This is a genomic window from Polaromonas sp. P4_F4 (assembly GCF_056401355.1).
Genome location: NZ_JBFUJO010000017.1, coordinates 112388 through 130813 on the forward strand (window position 1 = coordinate 112388; position 18426 = coordinate 130813).

Genomic DNA, 18426 nt, shown 5'->3' on the forward strand with positions numbered 1-18426 from the left:
AAAGTCCCATGCCATGAGCAGCCAGAACCAGATTTCCCAGCAGGTGGTCGAATCCATCCTCGCGCAAAAGCTCGCGCCCGGTGAGCGCCTGGGCGAGCAGGAGCTCGCCGAGCTGTTCGGTGTGAGCCGCACGCTGGTGCGCGAAGCACTGATGCAGCTGCAGGCACGCGGCTTCGTGGAAGTGCGCACGCGCAAGGGCTGGTATGTGGTGGAGCCCTCGGTCGAGGAGGCACGCGATGCGTTCTCGGCCCGCCGCATCATCGAGACCGGCATCCTGCGCGAAGCAGGCCGGCCGCTGCAATCGGTGGTGCGCAAGCTGCGCCAGCACATTGCCCAGGAGAAACAGGCGATTGAAGACGCCGACGCCGCCACCCGCTCTTTCCTGCTGGCCGACTTCCATGTCTGCCTGGCCGAATGCCTGGGGCAACGGCTGCTGTGCGATGTGCTGCGCGACCTGACCGCGCGCACCACGCTGGCAGCCTCGCTGTACCAGTCCAAGCACGACGCGGGCCAGTCCTGCGCCGAGCATGCGGGCATCGTGGCCGCGCTCGAAAAAGGCCAGCTGGAACTGGCCCGGCAGCGCATGCTGGACCACATTGGCAGCGTCGAAGCGGCGCTGGGCTCGTCGGCGCCGGACGCCTCCAGCAGTGACAGGCTGCGCGCGGCGCTCTCGCCGGTGGGGCGGCCCACCTTGCGCCGGGTAGGCTGACGCACCCTGCCATCAAGACCGGCTATGCGCCGCTGTTAACCCCCATACGGTTCAGTCAAGGACCCGTGAAGCTCCTTCCCCTTTCGGGGGAAGGCTGGGGTGAGGGCCAGCGACGACCAGGTCAGCACGGTGGCCCGACGCCCACGCCGTGAGCCCCCATCCCGGCCTTCCCCCTGCGGAGGAAGGAGACGATCGGCACTGCACGCGGTGCGCCAACTGAACCGTATTGCTGCCAACCCGCTAACCGACTAACCGACTAACCGGGTACCTGCCCGCCAGCCCTCACAGAAACCGCTCCAGCAGGCGGCGCGAGGCGCGGTCCAGCGCCGCCATGTCGGGCACGCTGTACTGCACGCCCTGGCTGCCCGAGATGAGCAAGGCCGTGCGCCCCAGCCGGCGTATGTCTTCCTCGCCCTTGAGCACAAAAGACGTGTCGCCCCGGTCGGTCTCCACCGTCCAGATGCTGGGCGTGGCAAAGGTCGACACGCTTTTCAGGCGCCGTATCTCGGGCACAAAGTCGCGCAGGGCCAACTCTTCCTGCAGCAGCGTGCGCAGCGCGGGCGGCAGCGCCTGCAACTGCTCTACCCAGGCCAGTTCATGGCCCTCGGTACTGACCAGCGAGATGCCTTCATCGGGCGCAGCCAGCGGGAACGCCCGCACGGGCACCACGCCGGCATGCTGCTCGCCGTTGGCGCCAATGAACAGCAGCCGGCCGGAGGGCTGGCGCATCAGCTGGAAAGCCGGGGAAGCTGTAGATGATGTCGAGGGTGTCGAGGGTGTCGAGGGGGAATTTGTCATGCTCAGGTTTTCACTCATGGGTTGCCCGCATGTTGTGCGGTATGGGCCAGTTGCGAGGTGGCCAGGGCTATCCGGCTCTCCTCGCCGTCCTGGCCGCCATCCTCGCTGTCCACCTGGCGCGCCTGCGCTTCATACAGCCGCCAGTAAGCACCCTGCTTCGCCATCAGCTCATCGTGCGGGCCGACTTCCACCACCTGGCCGCGGTCCATCACCACCAGCCGGTCGGCCTTGCGCAGCGTCGAGAGGCGGTGGGCAATGGCAATCGTCGTGCGGCCCTGCACCAGGTTGTCCAGCGCGCGCTGGATTTCCTTTTCGGTCTCTGTGTCGACCGACGAGGTGGCCTCGTCCAGGATCAGGATGCGCGGGTTGATCAGCAGGGCGCGCGCAATCGAGATGCGCTGGCGCTCCCCGCCCGACAGGCCCTGGCCGCGCTCGCCCACCAGCGAGTCATAGCCCTGGGCCAGGCGCAGGATGAACTCATGCGCATGGGCGGCGCGCGCGGCCGCCACGATCTCGGCGCGCGTGGCGCCGGGTTTGCCGTAGGCGATGTTCTCGGCAATCGTGCCGAAAAAGAGGAAGGGTTCCTGCAGCACCAGGCCGATGTGGCGGCGGTAGTCGGCCACGCCAAAGCGCCGGATGTCGGTGCCGTCTACTTGAATAGCGCCGTCGCTCACATCGTAAAAACGGCAAATCAGGTTGACCAGTGTGCTTTTGCCCGAGCCGCTGTGGCCGACCAGGCCGATCATCTCGCCCGGCTCGATCTGCAGGTCCAGGCCGCGAATGACGGACCGGTTGCCATAGCGAAAACCCAGGCCCTTCATCTCGATGCGGCCCTGCAGCGCGCCTATTTTCACCGGGTTGGCCGTCTCCGGCACGTTGGAGACATGGTCCAGGATGTCGAAAATCCGCTTGGCACCGGCCGCCGCCTTTTGCGTCACCGACACAATGCGGCTCATGGAATCCAGCCGGGTGTAAAAACGCCCGATGTAGGCAATGAAGGCCGTCAGCACACCGACCGTGATCTGCTGCTTCGACACCAGCCAGATGCCGAAAGCCCAGACCACCAGCAGGCCGATCTCGGTCAGCAGTGACACCGTGGGCGTGAACAGCGACCAGGTCTTGTTGAGCTTGTCGTTGACCACCAGGTTGTGCTGGTTGACCTCCCGAAAGCGTTGGGCCTCGCGCTTTTCCTGGGCGAAAGCCTTGACCACACGGATGCCGGGGATCGTGTCGGCCAGTACGTTGGTCACGTCGGACCAGACCCGGTCGATCTTTTCAAAGCCGGTGCGCAGCTTGTCCCGCACCACATGGATCATCCAGCCGATAAACGGCAGCGGCAGCAGGGTCACCAGGGCCAGCCACGGATTGATTGAGAACAAGATGACCGCGGTCATGAGGATCATCAGCACATCGGTGGCAAAGTCCAGCGCATGCAGCGACAGGAACACACAGATACGGTCGGTTTCGGAGCCTATCCGGGACATCAGGTCACCGGTGCGCTTGCCCCCGAAATAGTCCAGCGACAGCTCCAGCAGGTGGTCAAACGTGGCGGTGCGCAGGTCCGCACCGATGCGCTCGGACACCAGCGCCAGCAAATAGGTGCGTGCCCAGTTCAGCGCCCAGCCCAGCAGCGCCGCCCCCAGCAGCCCGGCGAGCAGGGCAATGACCTTCCAGGGCTCGATCTGCTGGCCGTTCTGGAACGGGATCAGGATGTCGTCCATCAGCGGAATGGTCAGGTAGGGCGGCACCAGCGTAGCCGCCGTGGAGGCCAGCGTCAGCAAAAAACCGGCCAGCAGCTGGTGGCGGTAAGGATGGGCGAAACGCCACAGGCGCAGCAACACCCAGGTGGACGGCGGCGTGTGCAGTTCGCGGGCGCAGGCCGGGCATTCCTCGCTGTCCGGCGGCAGCGGCAAATCGCATTCGGGGCACAGGGCGGCTTCGTCGGCCACGCCGGCCGCACCCGCCAGATCCGCCGTCACGACGGCGCCTTGCTGGGCAAACAGCCGCGCCAGGCGCAGCGCCTGCATATTGGCCCCCAGGGTAAACCGCCAACTCGCGAGCCGGCTGTGGGTATCGTGCAGCTCCAGCGTGCCCACGCCGGCATGGTCGAAATGGCGCAATTGCAAGCCCTGCCCGGGCGCACCCGCCGCGTCCGGGAGGGACCAGGCGTGCCAGTCGCCCTGCGGGCTGCAGGCCAGCAGGCGGCGGTCAGTCAGGGCGAGCAGGCCTTGGGCAAAACGAAGTTGCGGGTCCAGGTCAACCGCCAGGGTCGCCAGAACGTTTTCTTTGGTTGCAAGTTGTGAACGAAGCCCTGTCAGCGCAGGGTCGGTATGGCTGGAGTCGTCCACCGGATGGTTATGTTGCATTGTGTAATGAATTTCCTGGAGTCCGGCATCTGGCGCGGCTGGGTGTTCGGATTCGCGCGGATTGGCCCCGAAGCAGGGATTTTCGCCGAATGCGGGCCGTCGCATCGATGTTTACCTATTTCCGGACCGAAAATGGCGAATGCCTGCAAAATCAGCACTTTGCCCACTGCCGCCCGCTGCAATTAAAACCAGCAAACAAATAACGAAAATAACGAGACACAGGCAGGACCCCGAGACCCTCAAAGGCCTCCAACTGAAATCTATCGACACAACATGGGCATCCTGCATGGGCAGGACCGAAAACCCGATAACGTGCCGACAATTTTGCAAAACATGAGCAAACAGGACGACATCAAGCTACTGCGTATCAACTACCTGCGCGGCCCGAATATCTGGACCTACCGGCCCGTTCTTGAAGTATGGCTGGACCTGGGGGGCCTGGAAGACTGCCCCTCCAACCTGCTGCCCGGCTTCAATGACCGGCTGGTCGCCCTGCTGCCCGCCCTGCTCGAACACCACTGCGGCGTCGGCGAGCGCGGCGGCTTCATCCAGCGCCTGCGGGAAGGCACCTGGGCGGGCCACGTGCTGGAACATGTGGTGATCGAGCTGCTGAACCTGGCCGACATGCCGACGGGCTTTGGCCAGACACGCAGCACCTCACGGCGCGGCGTGTACCGCATGGTGTTCCGGGCGCGCGACGAACAGGTGGCCCGCACGGCGCTGGCCGAAGGCCACCGGCTGCTGATGGCCGCCATCAATGACGAAGCCTTCGGGCCGGCCGACGTACAGCTTGCCGTGGAGAAAATCCGCGCCAAGGTGGATGACTGCTATCTCGGCCCCAGCACGGCGTCGATTGTGGCGGCCGCCACCGACCGCCGCATTCCGCACATCCGCCTGAACGACGGCAACCTGGTCCAGCTGGGCTACGGCGCCAGCCAGCGCCGCATCTGGACCGCCGAAACCGACCTCACCAGCGCCATCGCCGAAGGGATTGCCCACGACAAGGACCTGACCAAAAGCCTGCTCGCCACCTGCGGCGTGCCCGTTCCGGAAGGCGAAATTGTCAGCACCGTGGAGCAGGCCTGGGAAGCCGCCCAGGACATCGGCCTGCCGGTGGTCGTCAAGCCCTCCGACGGCAACCACGGCCGCGGCGTCTCGCTGGACCTCAACACCCAGGAAGAAGTGGACGCGGCTTTCCGCGTGGCCGAGCCGCATGGCAGCGACGTGATGGTAGAGCGCTTCATACGTGGCCATGAACACCGCCTGCTGGTGGTGGGCGGCCGCGTCGTGGCGGCAGCCCGGGGTGAAACCGCCACCGTGACCGGTGACGGCAGCTCGACCGTGATGCAACTGGTGGACGCCCAGCTCAACACCGACCCGCGGCGCGGCCTGGAAGAAGACTTTCCCCTCAGCCGCATCGAAACCGACAAGGACGAAGCCATTGTGCTGGACCTGCAGCGCCAGGGCCTGACGCCGCACGCCGTTCCGGCGGCCGGCCGGCAGGTGCTGATCCAGCGCAACGGCAATGTCGCCATCGACTGCACCGACGAGGTCCACCCCGAGGTTGACCATATCGTGTCGCTCGCTGCGCGCGTCGTCGGCCTGGACATCGCCGGCGTGGATGTGGTGGCGCAGGACATCTCGCGCCCGCTGCACGCGCAGGGCGGCGCCATTGTCGAGGTCAATGCCGGGCCTGGGCTGCTGATGCACCTCAAACCCGCCGAGGGTTCGCCGCGGCCCGTGGGCCGCGCCATTTGCGACCACCTGTTTCCCGACACACCCGACCACGCGCCACAGGACGGCCTGAACAGCAGCCCCTGCGGCCGCATTCCCATCGTTGGCATTGCCGGCTCCGAGGGCACCCAGCGCATTGCGCGCCTGGTGGCCTGGCTGCTGCACCTGTCGGGCCGCTACACCGGCCTGGCCTGCCGCGATGGCCTGTTCCTGGACCAGCGCTGCGTGGATGCCTCCGACAGCGCGCACTGGGAAGCCGGCCAGCGCCTGCTGATCAATCGCACGGTGCAGGCCGCCGTGTTTGAAAACAGCGCCGAAACCATCTTGCGCAGCGGCCTGGCTTACGACCGCTGCCAGGTGGGCGTGGTCACCGACCTCGGCGGCGCCGCCGGCCTGGCCGAATTCGACATCACCGAAGACGAGCAGATGTTCCGGGTCATGCGCACGCAGGTCGACGTGGTGCTGTCCGGCGGTGCGGCGGTCCTCAACGCCGCCCATCAACGCATCGCGGACATGCATGACCTGTGCGATGGCGAAGTCATTTTCTACAGCGCCGACCCCAAGGCGCCCGCCCTCGCCGCGCATTGTGCCAAAGGCGGCCGCGCCCTGTATGTGCGGCAAGACCAGATCGTGCTGGCCACCGGCGCCACCGAAGCCTTTCTGCCCGGCCTGGGCAAGCTGTCGGCCTGGCGCGCGCGGCGCGACCTCAGTGAAAGCACGCTGCTGGCCGCCGTTGGTGCGGCCTGGGCGCTGGGCATTCCGCTCAATTTGATCGGCGCAGGCCTGGAAGCCTTTGAAACCACCCCTAAAACTGCCGGGAGTGCAGAGTAATGGAAGTGTCCCGCATCCGGGCCCTGCGCGGGCCCAACCTCTGGAGCCGGCACACGGCGCTGGAAGCCGTCGTGGCCTGCACGGCGGCCGAACGTTCGATAGACGACCTGCCCGGCCTTGAGCCGCGCGTGCGCGCGCTCTTTCCCGGCATCGGCGCGCTGCGCCAGACCGGCCACGGCGGCCCGGTCTCGCTGGCGCATGTGCTGGAAGCCTCTGCGCTGGCGCTGCAGGCGGCAGCCGGCTGCCCGGTCACCTTCAGCCAGACGGCCGTCACCGTGGAACCCGGCACCTACCAGGTCGTGGTCGAATACAGCGAAGAGGCCGTGGGCCGGCTGGCGCTCGAGCTGGCGCAGGCCCTGATTCACGCAGCCCTGCGCGACGCCGCTTTTGACCTCGACGCTGCCATCGCGCAACTGCGCGACCTCGACGAAGACGAGCGCCTGGGGCCCAGCACCGGCGCCATTGTCGATGCGGCCGTGGCGCGCGGCATTCCCTACCGGCGACTCACCAAGGGCAGCATGGTGCAGTTCGGCTGGGGCTCCAAACAGCGCCGCATCCAGGCGGCCGAAATCGACGCCACCAGCGCCGTGGCCGAGTCGATTGCCCAGGACAAGGACCTCACCAAAAAGCTGCTGCGTGCGGCCGGCGTGCCGGTGCCGCTGGGCCGGCCGGTCAGTGACGTAGAAGACGCCTGGGCCGTGGCCCGGCAGATTGGCCTGCCCGTCGCGGTGAAGCCGCAAGACGGCAACCAGGGCAAGGGCGTTACCGTCAACATCAGCAGCCGGGAACAACTGGAAAGTGCCTACCGCGCAGCGGCCGAGTATGGCGAGGTCATGGTCGAGACGTTTTTGCCGGGCAGCGACTTCCGCCTGCTGGTGGTGGGCGACAAGCTGGTCGCCGCCTCGCGGCGCGATCCGCCGCAGGTGGTGGGCGACGGCCTGCACACCGTGCGCGAACTGGTCGACATCGTCAACCAGGACCCTCGGCGCGGCGAAGGCCATGCCACCTCGCTCACCAAAATCCGCTTTGACGATATCGCCGTGGGCCGGCTCGAGGCGCAGGATCTCACGCCCGAATCGATTCCCGCCAAGGGACGCCGCGTCATCCTGCGCAACAACGCCAACCTGAGCACCGGCGGCACCGCGACCGATGTCACGGACGACGTGCATCCCGCCGTGGCGGCACGCGCCGTGGCCGCGGCGAAGATGGTGGGCCTGCACATCTGCGGCGTCGACGTGGTCTGCGAAAGCATGCTGCGCCCGCTCGAATCGCAAAGCGGCGGCGTGGTCGAGGTCAATGCCGCGCCCGGCCTGCGCATGCACCTCTCGCCCTCTTATGGCAAGGGCCGCGCCGTGGGCGTGGCCATGATCAACGAGCTGTTCCCGGCCGGCGGAAATGACGTGAATAACGGCCGCATCCCCGTGATTGCCGTGACCGGCACCAACGGCAAGACCACCACCACGCGCCTGATTGCCCACCTGATGACCGCGCACGGCCTGCGCACCGGCATGACCAACACCGACGGTGTCTGGGTCAATGGCCGGCAGACCGACAGCGGTGACTGCAGCGGCCCCAAGAGCGCCCGCAATGTGCTGATGCATCCCGACGTGGACGCCGCCGTCTTTGAAGTCGCGCGCGGCGGTGTGCTGCGCGAAGGCCTGGGCTTTGACCGCTGCGAAGTGGCCGTCGTCACCAACATCGGCAGCGGCGACCACCTGGGGCTCAACTACATCACCACGGTGGAAGACCTGGCGGTGCTCAAGCGCGTGATTGTGCAGAACGTCGCGTCCACCGGCTATGCGGTGCTCAATGCGGCGGATCCCATCGTCGCCGACATGGCTGCCACCTGCCCCGGCAAGGTGATTTATTTCGCAGCAGACCGCCACCACCCGCTCATGGCCACGCACCGCGCGCAGGGCAAGCGCACCGTGTACGTGGACGGCCCGATGCTGGTGGCCGCCGAAGGCGCGTGGGTCGAACGCATTCCGCTGACCGGCATTCCCGTGACGCGCGGCGGCAGCATTGGCTTTCAGGTCGAAAATGCCATGGCCGCGATAGCCGCAGCCTGGGCGACGGGCCTGAACTGGGACACCATCAAAAGCGGGCTGGCCAGCTTTGTCAACGATGCGCACAACGCACCGGGCCGCTTCAATGTGATGGACTACCGCGGTGCCACGGTCATTGCAGACTACGGCCACAACCCGGACGCCATGCGCGCACTGGTGGCGGCGGTAGACGCCATGCCCGCCGCATCCGGGCAGCGCCGCAGCGTGGTGATCAGCGGCGCCGGCGACCGGCGCGACAGCGACATCCGCGACCAGACCGTGATCCTGGGCGCCGCGTTTGACGACGTCATCCTTTACCAGGACGCCGCCCAGCGCGGCCGCGCCGATGGCGAAGTGATGGGGCTGCTGCGCGAAGGCCTGGAAGGATTACACAAGGCCAGCCGCACCAGCCGCATCGACGAAATCCGCGGCGAATTCCTGGCCATTGACACGGCACTGGCGCGCCTGCAACCCGGTGACCTGTGCCTTGTGCTGGTGGATCAGGTGCAGGAAGCGCTGGACCATCTGGCGCTGCGCGTGAAGGAAGCCAAAGACCAGCTGGTGGCTGCATCCTGAAGTGCATTCCGGTTTGCCGCGCGGGCAACAGTTCATGCAACAGCGCAGGGAACAACGCAGGCAACCGGAATCAATGACCAACCACGATCAACAACGGCCGAAGCCCATCAAAAACACGGGCTGACAGCTATAAACTTCATAGCGAACCAGCGTGGCAGGCACGCTAAACTCGGCCCATGACCTGGAACGCGACGCTCGCACTCGACTACACATGGCAAGCCGGCAAGACGGTTGCCCACTTTCGCCACAGCGGGCCGCTGCGTATTTTGCAAAGCCTCTATCCCGAGGGCGATGCGATTTGCCACAACGTGATCGTGCACCCGCCCGGCGGGCTGGTGGGCGGCGACACGCTGGACTTGCAATTCAGCGCCGGCGCCGGCGCACACGGCCTGGTCACCACACCCGGCGCCACGCGTTTTTACCGCTCCACCGGTGAGCCCGCGCTGCAGCGCACCCATCTGACGCTCAAGGCCGGCGCGCGCATGGAGTGGCTGCCGCTGGAGGCGATTTGCTACAGCGGCTGCCTCGCTGAAAACCACCTGACCATGACGCTGGCCCCCGGGGCCGAGTTGATCGGCTGGGACATCACCGCACTCGGCCTGCCCGCCGCCAACCTGCCCTTTGAACACGGCAGCTTTTGCCAGCATATTGAAGTGCCGGGCGTGTGGCTGGAGCGCGCGCGCATGCAGGCCAGCGACACCCTGCTGATGAGCAGCCCGCTCGGCATGGCGGGGCACCGCTGCATGGCCTCGCTCTTTTTTGTGGCCGGCAGCAAGCTCGACCGCAACCGCCGCCAGCAGGCGCTTGACACCGCGCGCCAGATCCTCGAAGCGCACCCGCTGTCTGCAACGGCGGGCGCCACCAGCCCCGATGGGCAGGTGGTGGTGGTCAGGGTGCTGGCGCCGGTGGTGGAGCCCGCCATGGCGCTGCTGCGGCAGGTGTGGCTGGCCTGGCGCAGTCATTTCTGGCAACAGGCCGCCTCCAGCCCGCGCATCTGGTCGATGTAAACGCCGGGTCGCAGAAACGCGGGCCTTCAGCTTCTTTTTCCGTCTTCTCCCGCCTATTCCCGTCCTGTTCCTGCTGTGCACTGGGCCATGCAGGAAAACCCTTGAAAGACCTGTCCTACAGCGGAATTCGTAGTGGGACGCGGTCTTGCTGGTGATTTCCTTTCATCCCATACAGAGCCGCTGCGCCAAACTACATGAACCGAAATGGAACAAGGAGTTTGACCATGCACTTATCAATGCCTATCCGCCACGACCATCACGTCCGGCTTAACCGCTTGGGCAAAGGCGTGGCTTGCTTCGGACTGGCTGTACTGCTGGCCATGACTGCCGCCACCGCTCAGATCGCCTCCGCGCAAATTGCATCCGGCACGACCGGTATTGATGCAACCGGTGATGCAAAAAGCGAAATGGCCGCCTGTAACAGCGGTAAAACCCAGCAAGACAGGGCCACCTGCATCACCGAGGTGAAAAATGCCAACGCTGCCAAGCGCGCAGGCAAGCTTGAAAACGGTGACGGCCAGTTTGCCGCCAACGCACTGAAGCGGTGTGAAGTCTTTAAAGGCGACGACCAGATTGCCTGCCAGGAGCGCATTGCGGGCAGCGGCAAAGCCCAGGGCAGTGTCGCCGGTGGTGGCGTGCTGCGCGAAGCAGAAATAACAGTGCCTGCTACGCAATAAAGTTAACCAGGTTGCCACTCGCTCCGCCGGGGTTTGATGAATTCACCGGATGGGGTAGAAGCAAAGTGGGCCGCTCGATGCGGCCCACTTCTTTTTCAACTCACCAAAAACTTCAGGCTAGCACTTCGACACAGAGGTATCGGAACGCAATGAAAGCGATGGATTCGGGCCCAGGCCTAGGCGCAAACCGCAGACATAGCCGTAGCTATGGCGAGGATTTGCAACGACGGCATGGGCTCGAAGGCGCGCTTTCATGTTTCGATATTTCTGGGTCGGAGTACTAGGGCTTGACCAGCCCGTCGGCCTTGAACATGGCCTTGATGCCGCGCACGGCCTGGCGGATGCGGGCCTCGTTTTCGATCAGCGCAAAGCGCACATGGTCGTCGCCATGGTCGCCGAAGCCGATGCCGGGCGACACGCACACCCTGGCTTTTTCAAGCAACTGCCTGGAAAATTCCAGCGAACCGAGCTTGCCATAGGCCTCGGGGATGCGGGCCCAGATGTACATCGAGGCCTTGGGGCAGTCCACCTGCCAACCCGCTTCGATCAAGCCCTTGTAGAGCACATCGCGCCGGCTCTGGTACTGCGCGGCGATCTCTTTCACGCAACTCTGGTCGCCTTCCAGCGCGGCGATGGCCGCCACCTGCAGCGGCGTGAAGGTGCCGTAGTCGTGGTAGCTCTTGATGCGGGCCAGCGCGGCCACTAGATCGGGGTTGCCCACCATGAAGCCGACGCGCCAGCCCGCCATGTTGTAGCTCTTGGACAGCGTGAAGAACTCGACCGCGATGTCCTTGGCACCCGGCACCTGCATGATGGACGGCGCCTTCCAGCCGTCGAACACGATGTCGGCATAGGCCAGATCGTGCACCACAAAAATGTCGTGCTTGCGCGCCAGCGCAATCACCTTCTCGAAGAACTCCAGCTCCACGCACTGGGCCGTCGGGTTGGACGGAAAGCCCAGCACCATCATCTTGGGCTTGGGGTAGCTGCCGCGAATCGCCTTCTCCAGCTCGGCGAAGAAATCCGTGTCGGGCGTCAGCGGCACGGAGCGGATGTCGGCCCCCGCGATCACCGCGCCGTAGATGTGGATCGGGTAGCTCGGATCGGGCACCAGCACGGTGTCGCCACGGTCCAGTGTGGCCAGCATCAGGTGCGCCAGGCCTTCCTTGGAGCCGATGGTGACGATGGCCTCGGTGTCGGGGTCTATCGCCACCTGGTAGCGGCTCTGGTACCAGTGCGCGATGGCGCGGCGCAGGCGCGGAATGCCCTTGCTGGCCGAGTAGCCGTGGGTGTCGGGCCGCTGCGCCACCTCGGTGAGCTTGGCCACGATGTGCGCGGGCGTGGCGCCATCGGGGTTGCCCATGCTCATGTCGATGATGTCTTCGCCACGCCGGCGCGCCGCGAGCTTGAGCTCGGCCGTGATGTTGAAGACGTAGGGAGGAAGGCGGTCAATGCGCGCAAAGCGGCGCTTGCCTGAAGAGGAAGCGGACATAAAAAACTTTCACGTAAGCGCCCGGAACCGTCCGAGCGACGTGGCCGGCAATGAGGCCGGCCCACCGCCATCGTAACCGACGGCGATGCCGGTCGACTGGTAGGCACCGAGCTCATCGGGCTTCCATAAGAAACCACGATGAATCCGCCTTGGCCGTTGCAGCAACTATGTCGTGTTGACGGTCATTGTGGAGAGTGCGGATGCGTGGTGTCACCCCCGAGCGGTCAGTCACGAATTGTTCTTCGAATGAGCCCAGCCCAGCACAGCACAGCGAAAAGTCAGCCATTCAGAACCAACCCCTACTTTCCGGGAGGGCTATTGCATGGGCAGATAATTTGTAAGGGCCGCGGGAGCGCTATGCTCGCACCCCCGCCAAATGCGCGAGGCGTCAGCGGGCGTAGCATTCCATGCGTTCGGTATTGGGTGTTGAAGAGTCGCCCGCCTTGTGCGGCGGGTAAGGAGTGTCACCATGGCCGCGCTGGTTACCGCGAAACCTCCAGGCAAGCCAAGACCTCGCATAAGGCTGTCGCGCAATGGACCATACCTGGTCACCGTCGATGACCTGACAAACTCAAAGGGAGAGCGGCTCGAAGGGTGGTACGGCGTCGCGTTGTGTCGTTGCGGCGCATCGAAGAGGAAGCCGTTTTGTGACAGCTCCCATATTCGGATCGGGTTTTCGGACGAGCGGCACCCGGACCGCACGCCTGATGGCGTCGTGGACTACCCGGGCGCCGCCATTGTTGTGAGCTTCAACCGTCTTCAGTGCTCGGCGTCGGAGCGGTGCGCCAAAACGCTTCCGCTGGTCTTCCGCGATGGCGAAAAACCCTGGATCCAGCCGGATCGGGCAGACGCGGACACCATCATCGAGGTCGTTCGACACTGCCCGTCAGGCGCGCTTCGATACACACGGCACGGCCAACCCGGACCAACTGACGTGGCTGCTCCGAGCATTCATATCGCACGAAACGGCCCCTATGAGGTTCAGGGGTTTGATCTTGACACCGAGAACTGGAGCGAAGGCGCCTCGCGTGAGCGCTTTACCCTCTGCCGCTGCGGCGGATCGAAGAACAAGCCATTTTGCGACGGTACGCACCGGAACATCAACTTTCAGGACGACAGCAACTGAATCAGCGGATGGGCGGCTTGTTTTCGTCCGACCCAACACGGGTGAGGCCGGCGTGTCAGGCAGCGTTGCCCCAACCGTCAGCCTGACCCTTTTACAGGGACTTCCCACGAAGTCAGGCACGGTCCACGATAGTTTTTCCGTGGTGACGGCTTTCTTGCGCTGGCGTTCCGCTCAAGCTTCGATCCACAGTTCCAATTCATCATCTAGCGCGAGTTCCTCGCAATTGGGCAGCTTCGACGGCCCACCCCGGTCGATCACAAGAAAATCGCAAACCGAGTGCAGGGGCAGCACCGGGTGATGCCATGTCCCGCGTGCAAAATTGACACCTTGGCCAGGGGATGCACGAAAGCAGTGGATGTGCTGTGCGCTCAGCGGCGTGTCGGCCGCGGCCACAATCACCAGATAGGGTTGGTTTCCCATCGGAATGAACGCTTGGCTGCAGATCGGGTGGCGCTCGAGCAGCCGCAGACGCAAGGGCAAGTTGCATGGCTGCGCGCGGAAAATGCTAATGACCGGATGGCCATGCTCGGCAGCCACGTCCACCGTTGCCAGATCGTGGTACCGCGTCGCGTCCCCCTGGTTGACCGTGAACTGCTCGGCCGAATCGCTGGCCTCAATGACATCGCCGTAGCGGCGAAACGCTCCCGCGCCGAGAGGTTCGATGGGCATGACGTGGCGACGGGTTGACATGGTGGCGACCTTCAGAGGTGGGGGTGGCGAGATCGAAAGGGACGAGCGACATGCAGATAGTTGGCAACTGTTGTTTTGCACAGCATAAGGCGTTGCCCGGTTGTCACGGCTCGCCGAACATCCATGTTGCCTCATTTTTTAGCATAATCCGCCAACCCAGTGCTGGCGGTGCTTTGGGGACTTATCCAAAAAGTTATCCACAGCGTAGGCCACAGGCAGCGGGGACAACTGATTGAAGCGTTTGCGAGAATCTGGGCCAACATCGCACCGCCGCCAAAAGCTGACTGTCAACTCCAAAGTCGGCTATGGAGCATGCCGCGCACCCGCATTGCTTTAGGAGGGACGAGTCATGTCGGAGATTGAAAAAGACCAGGTCGTTGGCGTGCTGAACCGGATACTTGAGGCCGAGCTCGCCGGCGTCGTCCGCTACACCCACTACTCATTTCTGGTATTCGGGTTTGGCCGTATTCCGGTTGTTGCCTGGTTGCGCGAACAGGCCACTGAATCGCTGCTGCATGCCCAGCAGGCCGGAGAATGGATCACCACGCTCGGCGCCTATCCGTCGCTTGCGATCGGCAAGCTGCTGGACAGCCACACCTTTGATATCGCCGCGATCCTGCGCGAGTCACTGGAAGCCGAGATGGGTGCCTTGAAGCTGTACCGCGAGCTATTGACACTGGTGGAGCATCGCTCCGTCGCGCTGGAAGAATATGCTCGCCAGATGATCCAACTGGAAGAGCTGCATGCCGGGGACGTGGACAAGATGCTGCGCAAACCGGGACATGCCGCGGCGTTCGCCCAGCCCCAAGGTTGACGGGAGCGGGTGCGGGTAGAGGCCTGACCGGGACCGGCAGTGACGGCCCCGCCCGCAGAGCTGGCGAAACCGGAGCCCCGAACGCCTTGGGAGAGTGTGCGGCATCGGCGGATCCCTACAACGGCATCAGTCCCATCCGACAGACCGAGGTCCCGCGATGAGTACGATTTGAGTTGTTTGGACGGCGGCGGATGCCGGGTGCTCAACTCTTCAGGAGACACGAAATGACCAGCAAGAACACGATCTGTCTGTGGTACGACGGCGACGCCGCTGACGCCGCAAAATTCTATGCCGAAACATTCCCTGACAGCGCTGTCGGCGCCATCCTCCGCGCACCGGGCGACTATCCCGACGGCAAGCAGGGCGATGTCCTGACGGTCGAGTTCACCGTCGCCGGCATTCCCTGCATCGGGCTGAACGGCGGCCCGTATTTCAAGCACAACGAGGCCTTCTCTTTTCAGATCGCGACCGACGACCAGGCCGAAACCGACCGCTTGTGGAACGCGGTCGTCGGCAACGGCGGCCAGGAAAGCGAGTGCGGCTGGTGCAAGGACCGGTGGGGATTGTCATGGCAGATCACCCCGCGCGCCCTCACCGCGGCTGTATCCGACCCCGATCGCGCGGCGGCCAAGCGCGCATTCGACGCGATGATGACCATGAAAAAGATCGACATCGCCGCGATAGAGGCGGCACGGCGGGGCTGAAACCTGTCCTCAAGTTGATGGCGCATGTCCCGCGCGTTCTCCGCACATTCTCCGCAAGTTCTCTCCTGTTCAGCTGTGAGGGGATGGCTGCCCGACCGGTTCTGGCCGGGTGCGGATGCTTCGGTTGTTGAAATCGTCGCCATATTGCAGGCAAGCGCTATCATGGTGCGATAACAAAGACGCGAGAACTTCCATGAATACGATTCTCAAGACCGCAGCAGCGCTTACCTCAGTGTTCATTCTGCTGGGCCACGCCCAGGCCGCCTCAGAGGAACCCGCGGAGTCAAGCACGAGCACCGCGCCTGGCGTCGTTGACAAGGTGGGAAATGCGGTCGCGCGAGGCGCAAAAGCCGCTGCCAGCGGCGTCGAGCGTGGGGTGAAGGCAGCAGCCAGCGGCATCGAGCGTGGAGCCAAGGCAACGGCCCGCGGAGTCGAGCATGGCGCAAAGGCAACTGCGAGCGCGGCTAACCGCGTTGCCGGCAAGGTGGGCGGTTCACCCGCCTCCTCGCCGGCATCCTCACCCTCACCCGCTACCGACAAATAACGGAACGGTGGTCGCGTGAGTTCAGCCGCACGGGCGCCCAACCCGTCGATCAGTTGGTGCCTGCAATGCAGTGAAATTGGTCTTTCGGCAGCCTCCCCCAAATGGAGGGATATTCAAACCACAACGTTTGGTCGAGAATCGCTATAAATGTGGGACGAGCCATTTCTTACAATTTGCCGGGTTTGTCGCTATTTTTAATGGCACAAACTATCCAAGTGAGACAAGCCTAACTGCCAGTTTCGTAGTGAAAGTCGCCACGTTATACCGCTGCACCTTGCGGTCTACATTCGTTAGGAGCAACGGTAACTTCAGAGGAGAACGCAATGCGAACGACTCATTGGCTGATGACCGCAATACTTGGACTGCTGCTTTCGGGCTGTGCGGGTGTCAGTACCGCCCCGACACCGGAAGTGCGACAGGCATTGGCTCCAACCGGCAAGCTTCGCGTTGGGCTCCAGCAGAGCAATCCCTTGAACATGACGCGGGACTCCGTGTCGGGTGAGATGAAGGGGCTGGGATTTGACCTCGGAAAAGAGTTGGCCCGGCGCATAGGGGTTCCGTTCGAACCGGTTCTGTACCCATCGATCGGAGCCCTTCTCGACGGTGGGAAATCCGGGGCTTGGGACGTGTCCCATTTCGGGTTTAGTCCTGAGCGGGCGAAGGAGTTTGATTTTGCCGCCGTGCACCTGGAAGTCGAATTCGGCTACCTCGTCCCTGGCGGTTCTTCCATCTCGACGATGGCTGATGTGGATCGCCCCGGGATTCGAGTTGCCGTGCAGGAGAAATCCGGCCCGGATGTCTTTTTCACTCGCGCACTGAAAAATGCAGTGTTGGTCCGAGCACCAAGCAACCCTGGCGCATTGGAGGCGCTGAAATCCGGGAGAGCAGACGTAATGGGCAGCATCAAGCCAATCCTGTTCGAGATGTCGAATCAATTGCCCGGTTCTCAGGTTCTCGACGGTCGGCCCGGCATCGATCCACACGCCATGGCGATGCCCAAGGGACGGGATCTCGGCATCACGTACTTGCGCCAGTTCATTGAAGACGCGAAGTCCGAGGGTTTGGTTCAGGCCGCGGTCGAAAGAGCCGGATTACGCGGCGTGGTTGTGACCCCACATAAATGATGCTCTCTAACCACGGCTTGGACAGCGACGCCCGTAAAGCGGGTGCGCGTCAAGCTGGCCGTTAAATGACGGTTATCGGTCGTCCCGAATCTCTGGAGTCAGTCTCAGCCAGGCATTCAGCAATACGCGTTGGACCGCCAGGTGTTGGCACCGGTCCACAACATTGCGACATTGCGATCAAAGAAGTGCTGGTTTCATGCCTTGGTGCTCATATCGCCACCAGCTGCCGGACACCATTGGCTTCCATGTCCTTGCCTTGGCCGCGCGCGATGAATTCGCCGCGCTCCATCACCAGGTAGTCGTCGGCCAGCTCCTGCGCAAAGTCGTAGTACTGCTCCACCAGCAGAATCGCCATGTCTCCCCGGTCGGCCAGCATGCGGATCACGCGGCCGATGTCCTTGATGATGCTGGGCTGTATGCCCTCGGTCGGCTCGTCCAGGATCAAGAGCTTGGGCTTGGCGGCCAGCGCGCGCGCAATCGCGAGCTGCTGCTGCTGCCCGCCCGAGAGGTCGCCGCCGCGGCGGTTCAGCATCTGCTTGAGCACGGGGAACAACTCATACAGTTCAGCAGGAATCGGTGTGCCCGCGCTTTTGTAAGCCAGGCCCATGCGCAGGTTTTCTTCCACCGTCAGGCGCGCAAAAATTTCGCGGCCTTGAGGGACGAAGCCTATGCCGGCCCTGGCGCGTTCATACGGTGTCGCACCCTGGATCTGCTTGCCATCGAATTCGATGGTGCCGGTCTTGATGGGCACCAGGCCCATGAGCGACTTGAGCAGCGTGGTCTTGCCTACGCCGTTGCGGCCCAGCAGCACCGTGACCTTGCCAAGGTGGGAGTCCATGCTCACATCGCGCAGGATGTGGGAGCCGCCGTAGTATTGGTTGATGTTTTTCACTGTCAGCATGGGACTACTCCGAAGTTTATGGGCCTTTGCTGAGGGTGGAGGCCGGGACTCGCCCCGGCGGGCGACTTACTTTTCTTTGCTTCGCTGTATGGACTGGGCACATACGCAACAGGTGTTCGGAGACATAGGAAACACTTCTTCAGCGCCATTGGCGCAAGGAGAAGGGCATGCCTTGGCAACCGAGAGACCTGATGGACATCAAACGCGAATTCGTGGCACTGGCCTTGCAAGAAGGCGCCAACCGGCGCGAGCTGTGTCGGCGCTTTGGCATTGGCGCGAAGGCCGCAT

Annotated in this window: 15 protein-coding genes and 1 pseudogene; 11 read left to right on the forward strand and 5 right to left on the reverse strand. The window is 63.8% G+C overall.

Annotated features, from left to right (window positions below):
* Positions 1–13 precede the first annotated feature (13 nt).
* Complete coding sequence (locus AC1DUR_RS17800; RefSeq protein WP_477717984.1) at positions 14–709, forward strand: GntR family transcriptional regulator; 696 nt, start codon at positions 14–16, stop codon at positions 707–709.
* A gap of 282 nt (positions 710–991) precedes the next feature.
* On the opposite strand, the gene AC1DUR_RS17805 is transcribed toward AC1DUR_RS17800, so the two are convergent.
* Both AC1DUR_RS17805 and AC1DUR_RS17810 read right to left on the reverse strand, forming a co-directional pair.
* Positions 992–1507: a cyanophycin metabolism-associated DUF1854 family protein gene (locus tag AC1DUR_RS17805; protein WP_477717985.1), complete on the reverse strand. Its 516-nt coding sequence runs from the start codon at positions 1505–1507 to the stop codon at positions 992–994.
* A gap of 14 nt (positions 1508–1521) precedes the next feature.
* Complete coding sequence (locus tag AC1DUR_RS17810; protein ID WP_477721841.1) at positions 1522–3873, reverse strand: cyanophycin metabolism-associated ABC transporter; 2352 nt, start codon at positions 3871–3873, stop codon at positions 1522–1524.
* Between the two features lie 333 nt (positions 3874–4206).
* On the opposite strand from AC1DUR_RS17810, the gene AC1DUR_RS17815 reads away from it, so the two are divergent.
* The 4 genes from AC1DUR_RS17815 to AC1DUR_RS17830 all read left to right on the forward strand — a co-directional run bounded on the left by AC1DUR_RS17815 (position 4207) and on the right by AC1DUR_RS17830 (position 10743).
* On the forward strand, positions 4207–6438 hold the full coding sequence (locus AC1DUR_RS17815; protein WP_477717987.1) for a cyanophycin synthetase: 2232 nt from the start codon (positions 4207–4209) through the stop codon (positions 6436–6438).
* The gene (cphA, locus tag AC1DUR_RS17820) at positions 6438–9059 is read left to right on the forward strand and encodes a cyanophycin synthetase (RefSeq protein WP_477721842.1); all 2622 of its coding nucleotides are present in this window, start codon (positions 6438–6440) and stop codon (positions 9057–9059) included. The genes AC1DUR_RS17815 and cphA overlap by 1 nt, the downstream gene beginning before the upstream one ends.
* 176 nt (positions 9060–9235) lie before the next feature.
* Entirely contained in the window at positions 9236–10066 is an 831-nt protein-coding gene (locus tag AC1DUR_RS17825) for an urease accessory protein UreD (RefSeq protein WP_477721843.1), read from the forward strand.
* Between the two features lie 224 nt (positions 10067–10290).
* Positions 10291–10743: a hypothetical protein gene (locus tag AC1DUR_RS17830; protein ID WP_477721844.1), complete on the forward strand. Its 453-nt coding sequence runs from the start codon at positions 10291–10293 to the stop codon at positions 10741–10743.
* A 280-nt stretch (positions 10744–11023) separates the two neighbouring features.
* Here AC1DUR_RS17830 and alaC read toward each other — a convergent pair whose 3' ends face one another.
* Positions 11024–12235, reverse strand: coding sequence for an alanine transaminase (gene alaC, locus AC1DUR_RS17835; RefSeq protein WP_477717991.1), 1212 nt, complete (start codon positions 12233–12235; stop codon positions 11024–11026).
* Between the two features lie 469 nt (positions 12236–12704).
* Here alaC and AC1DUR_RS17840 point away from each other — a divergent pair, with 469 nt between their 5' ends.
* Entirely contained in the window at positions 12705–13361 is a 657-nt protein-coding gene (locus tag AC1DUR_RS17840; RefSeq protein WP_477717992.1) for a CDGSH iron-sulfur domain-containing protein, read from the forward strand.
* 171 nt (positions 13362–13532) lie between these two features.
* Here the strand turns inward: AC1DUR_RS17840 and AC1DUR_RS17845 are convergent, their stop codons facing one another.
* Entirely contained in the window at positions 13533–14051 is a 519-nt protein-coding gene (locus AC1DUR_RS17845; protein ID WP_477717993.1) for an ureidoglycolate lyase, read from the reverse strand.
* 349 nt (positions 14052–14400) lie between these two features.
* Between AC1DUR_RS17845 and AC1DUR_RS17850 the strand changes: the two genes are divergently transcribed.
* From AC1DUR_RS17850 to AC1DUR_RS17865, 4 genes are all read left to right on the forward strand, one after another.
* The gene (locus AC1DUR_RS17850) at positions 14401–14865 is read left to right on the forward strand and encodes a ferritin-like domain-containing protein (RefSeq protein ID WP_477717994.1); all 465 of its coding nucleotides are present in this window, start codon (positions 14401–14403) and stop codon (positions 14863–14865) included.
* A gap of 224 nt (positions 14866–15089) precedes the next feature.
* Complete coding sequence (locus AC1DUR_RS17855) at positions 15090–15569, forward strand: VOC family protein (protein WP_477717995.1); 480 nt, start codon at positions 15090–15092, stop codon at positions 15567–15569.
* 193 nt (positions 15570–15762) lie between these two features.
* The gene (locus AC1DUR_RS17860; protein ID WP_477717996.1) at positions 15763–16113 is read left to right on the forward strand and encodes a hypothetical protein; all 351 of its coding nucleotides are present in this window, start codon (positions 15763–15765) and stop codon (positions 16111–16113) included.
* Between the two features lie 323 nt (positions 16114–16436).
* Complete coding sequence (locus AC1DUR_RS17865; protein ID WP_477717997.1) at positions 16437–17237, forward strand: transporter substrate-binding domain-containing protein; 801 nt, start codon at positions 16437–16439, stop codon at positions 17235–17237.
* A gap of 208 nt (positions 17238–17445) precedes the next feature.
* Here AC1DUR_RS17865 and urtE read toward each other — a convergent pair whose 3' ends face one another.
* Positions 17446–18138: an urea ABC transporter ATP-binding subunit UrtE gene (urtE, locus tag AC1DUR_RS17870; protein ID WP_477717998.1), complete on the reverse strand. Its 693-nt coding sequence runs from the start codon at positions 18136–18138 to the stop codon at positions 17446–17448.
* 167 nt (positions 18139–18305) lie between these two features.
* Here urtE and AC1DUR_RS17875 point away from each other — a divergent pair.
* Positions 18306–18426: pseudogene (locus AC1DUR_RS17875) on the forward strand (IS481 family transposase); the annotation flags it as partial.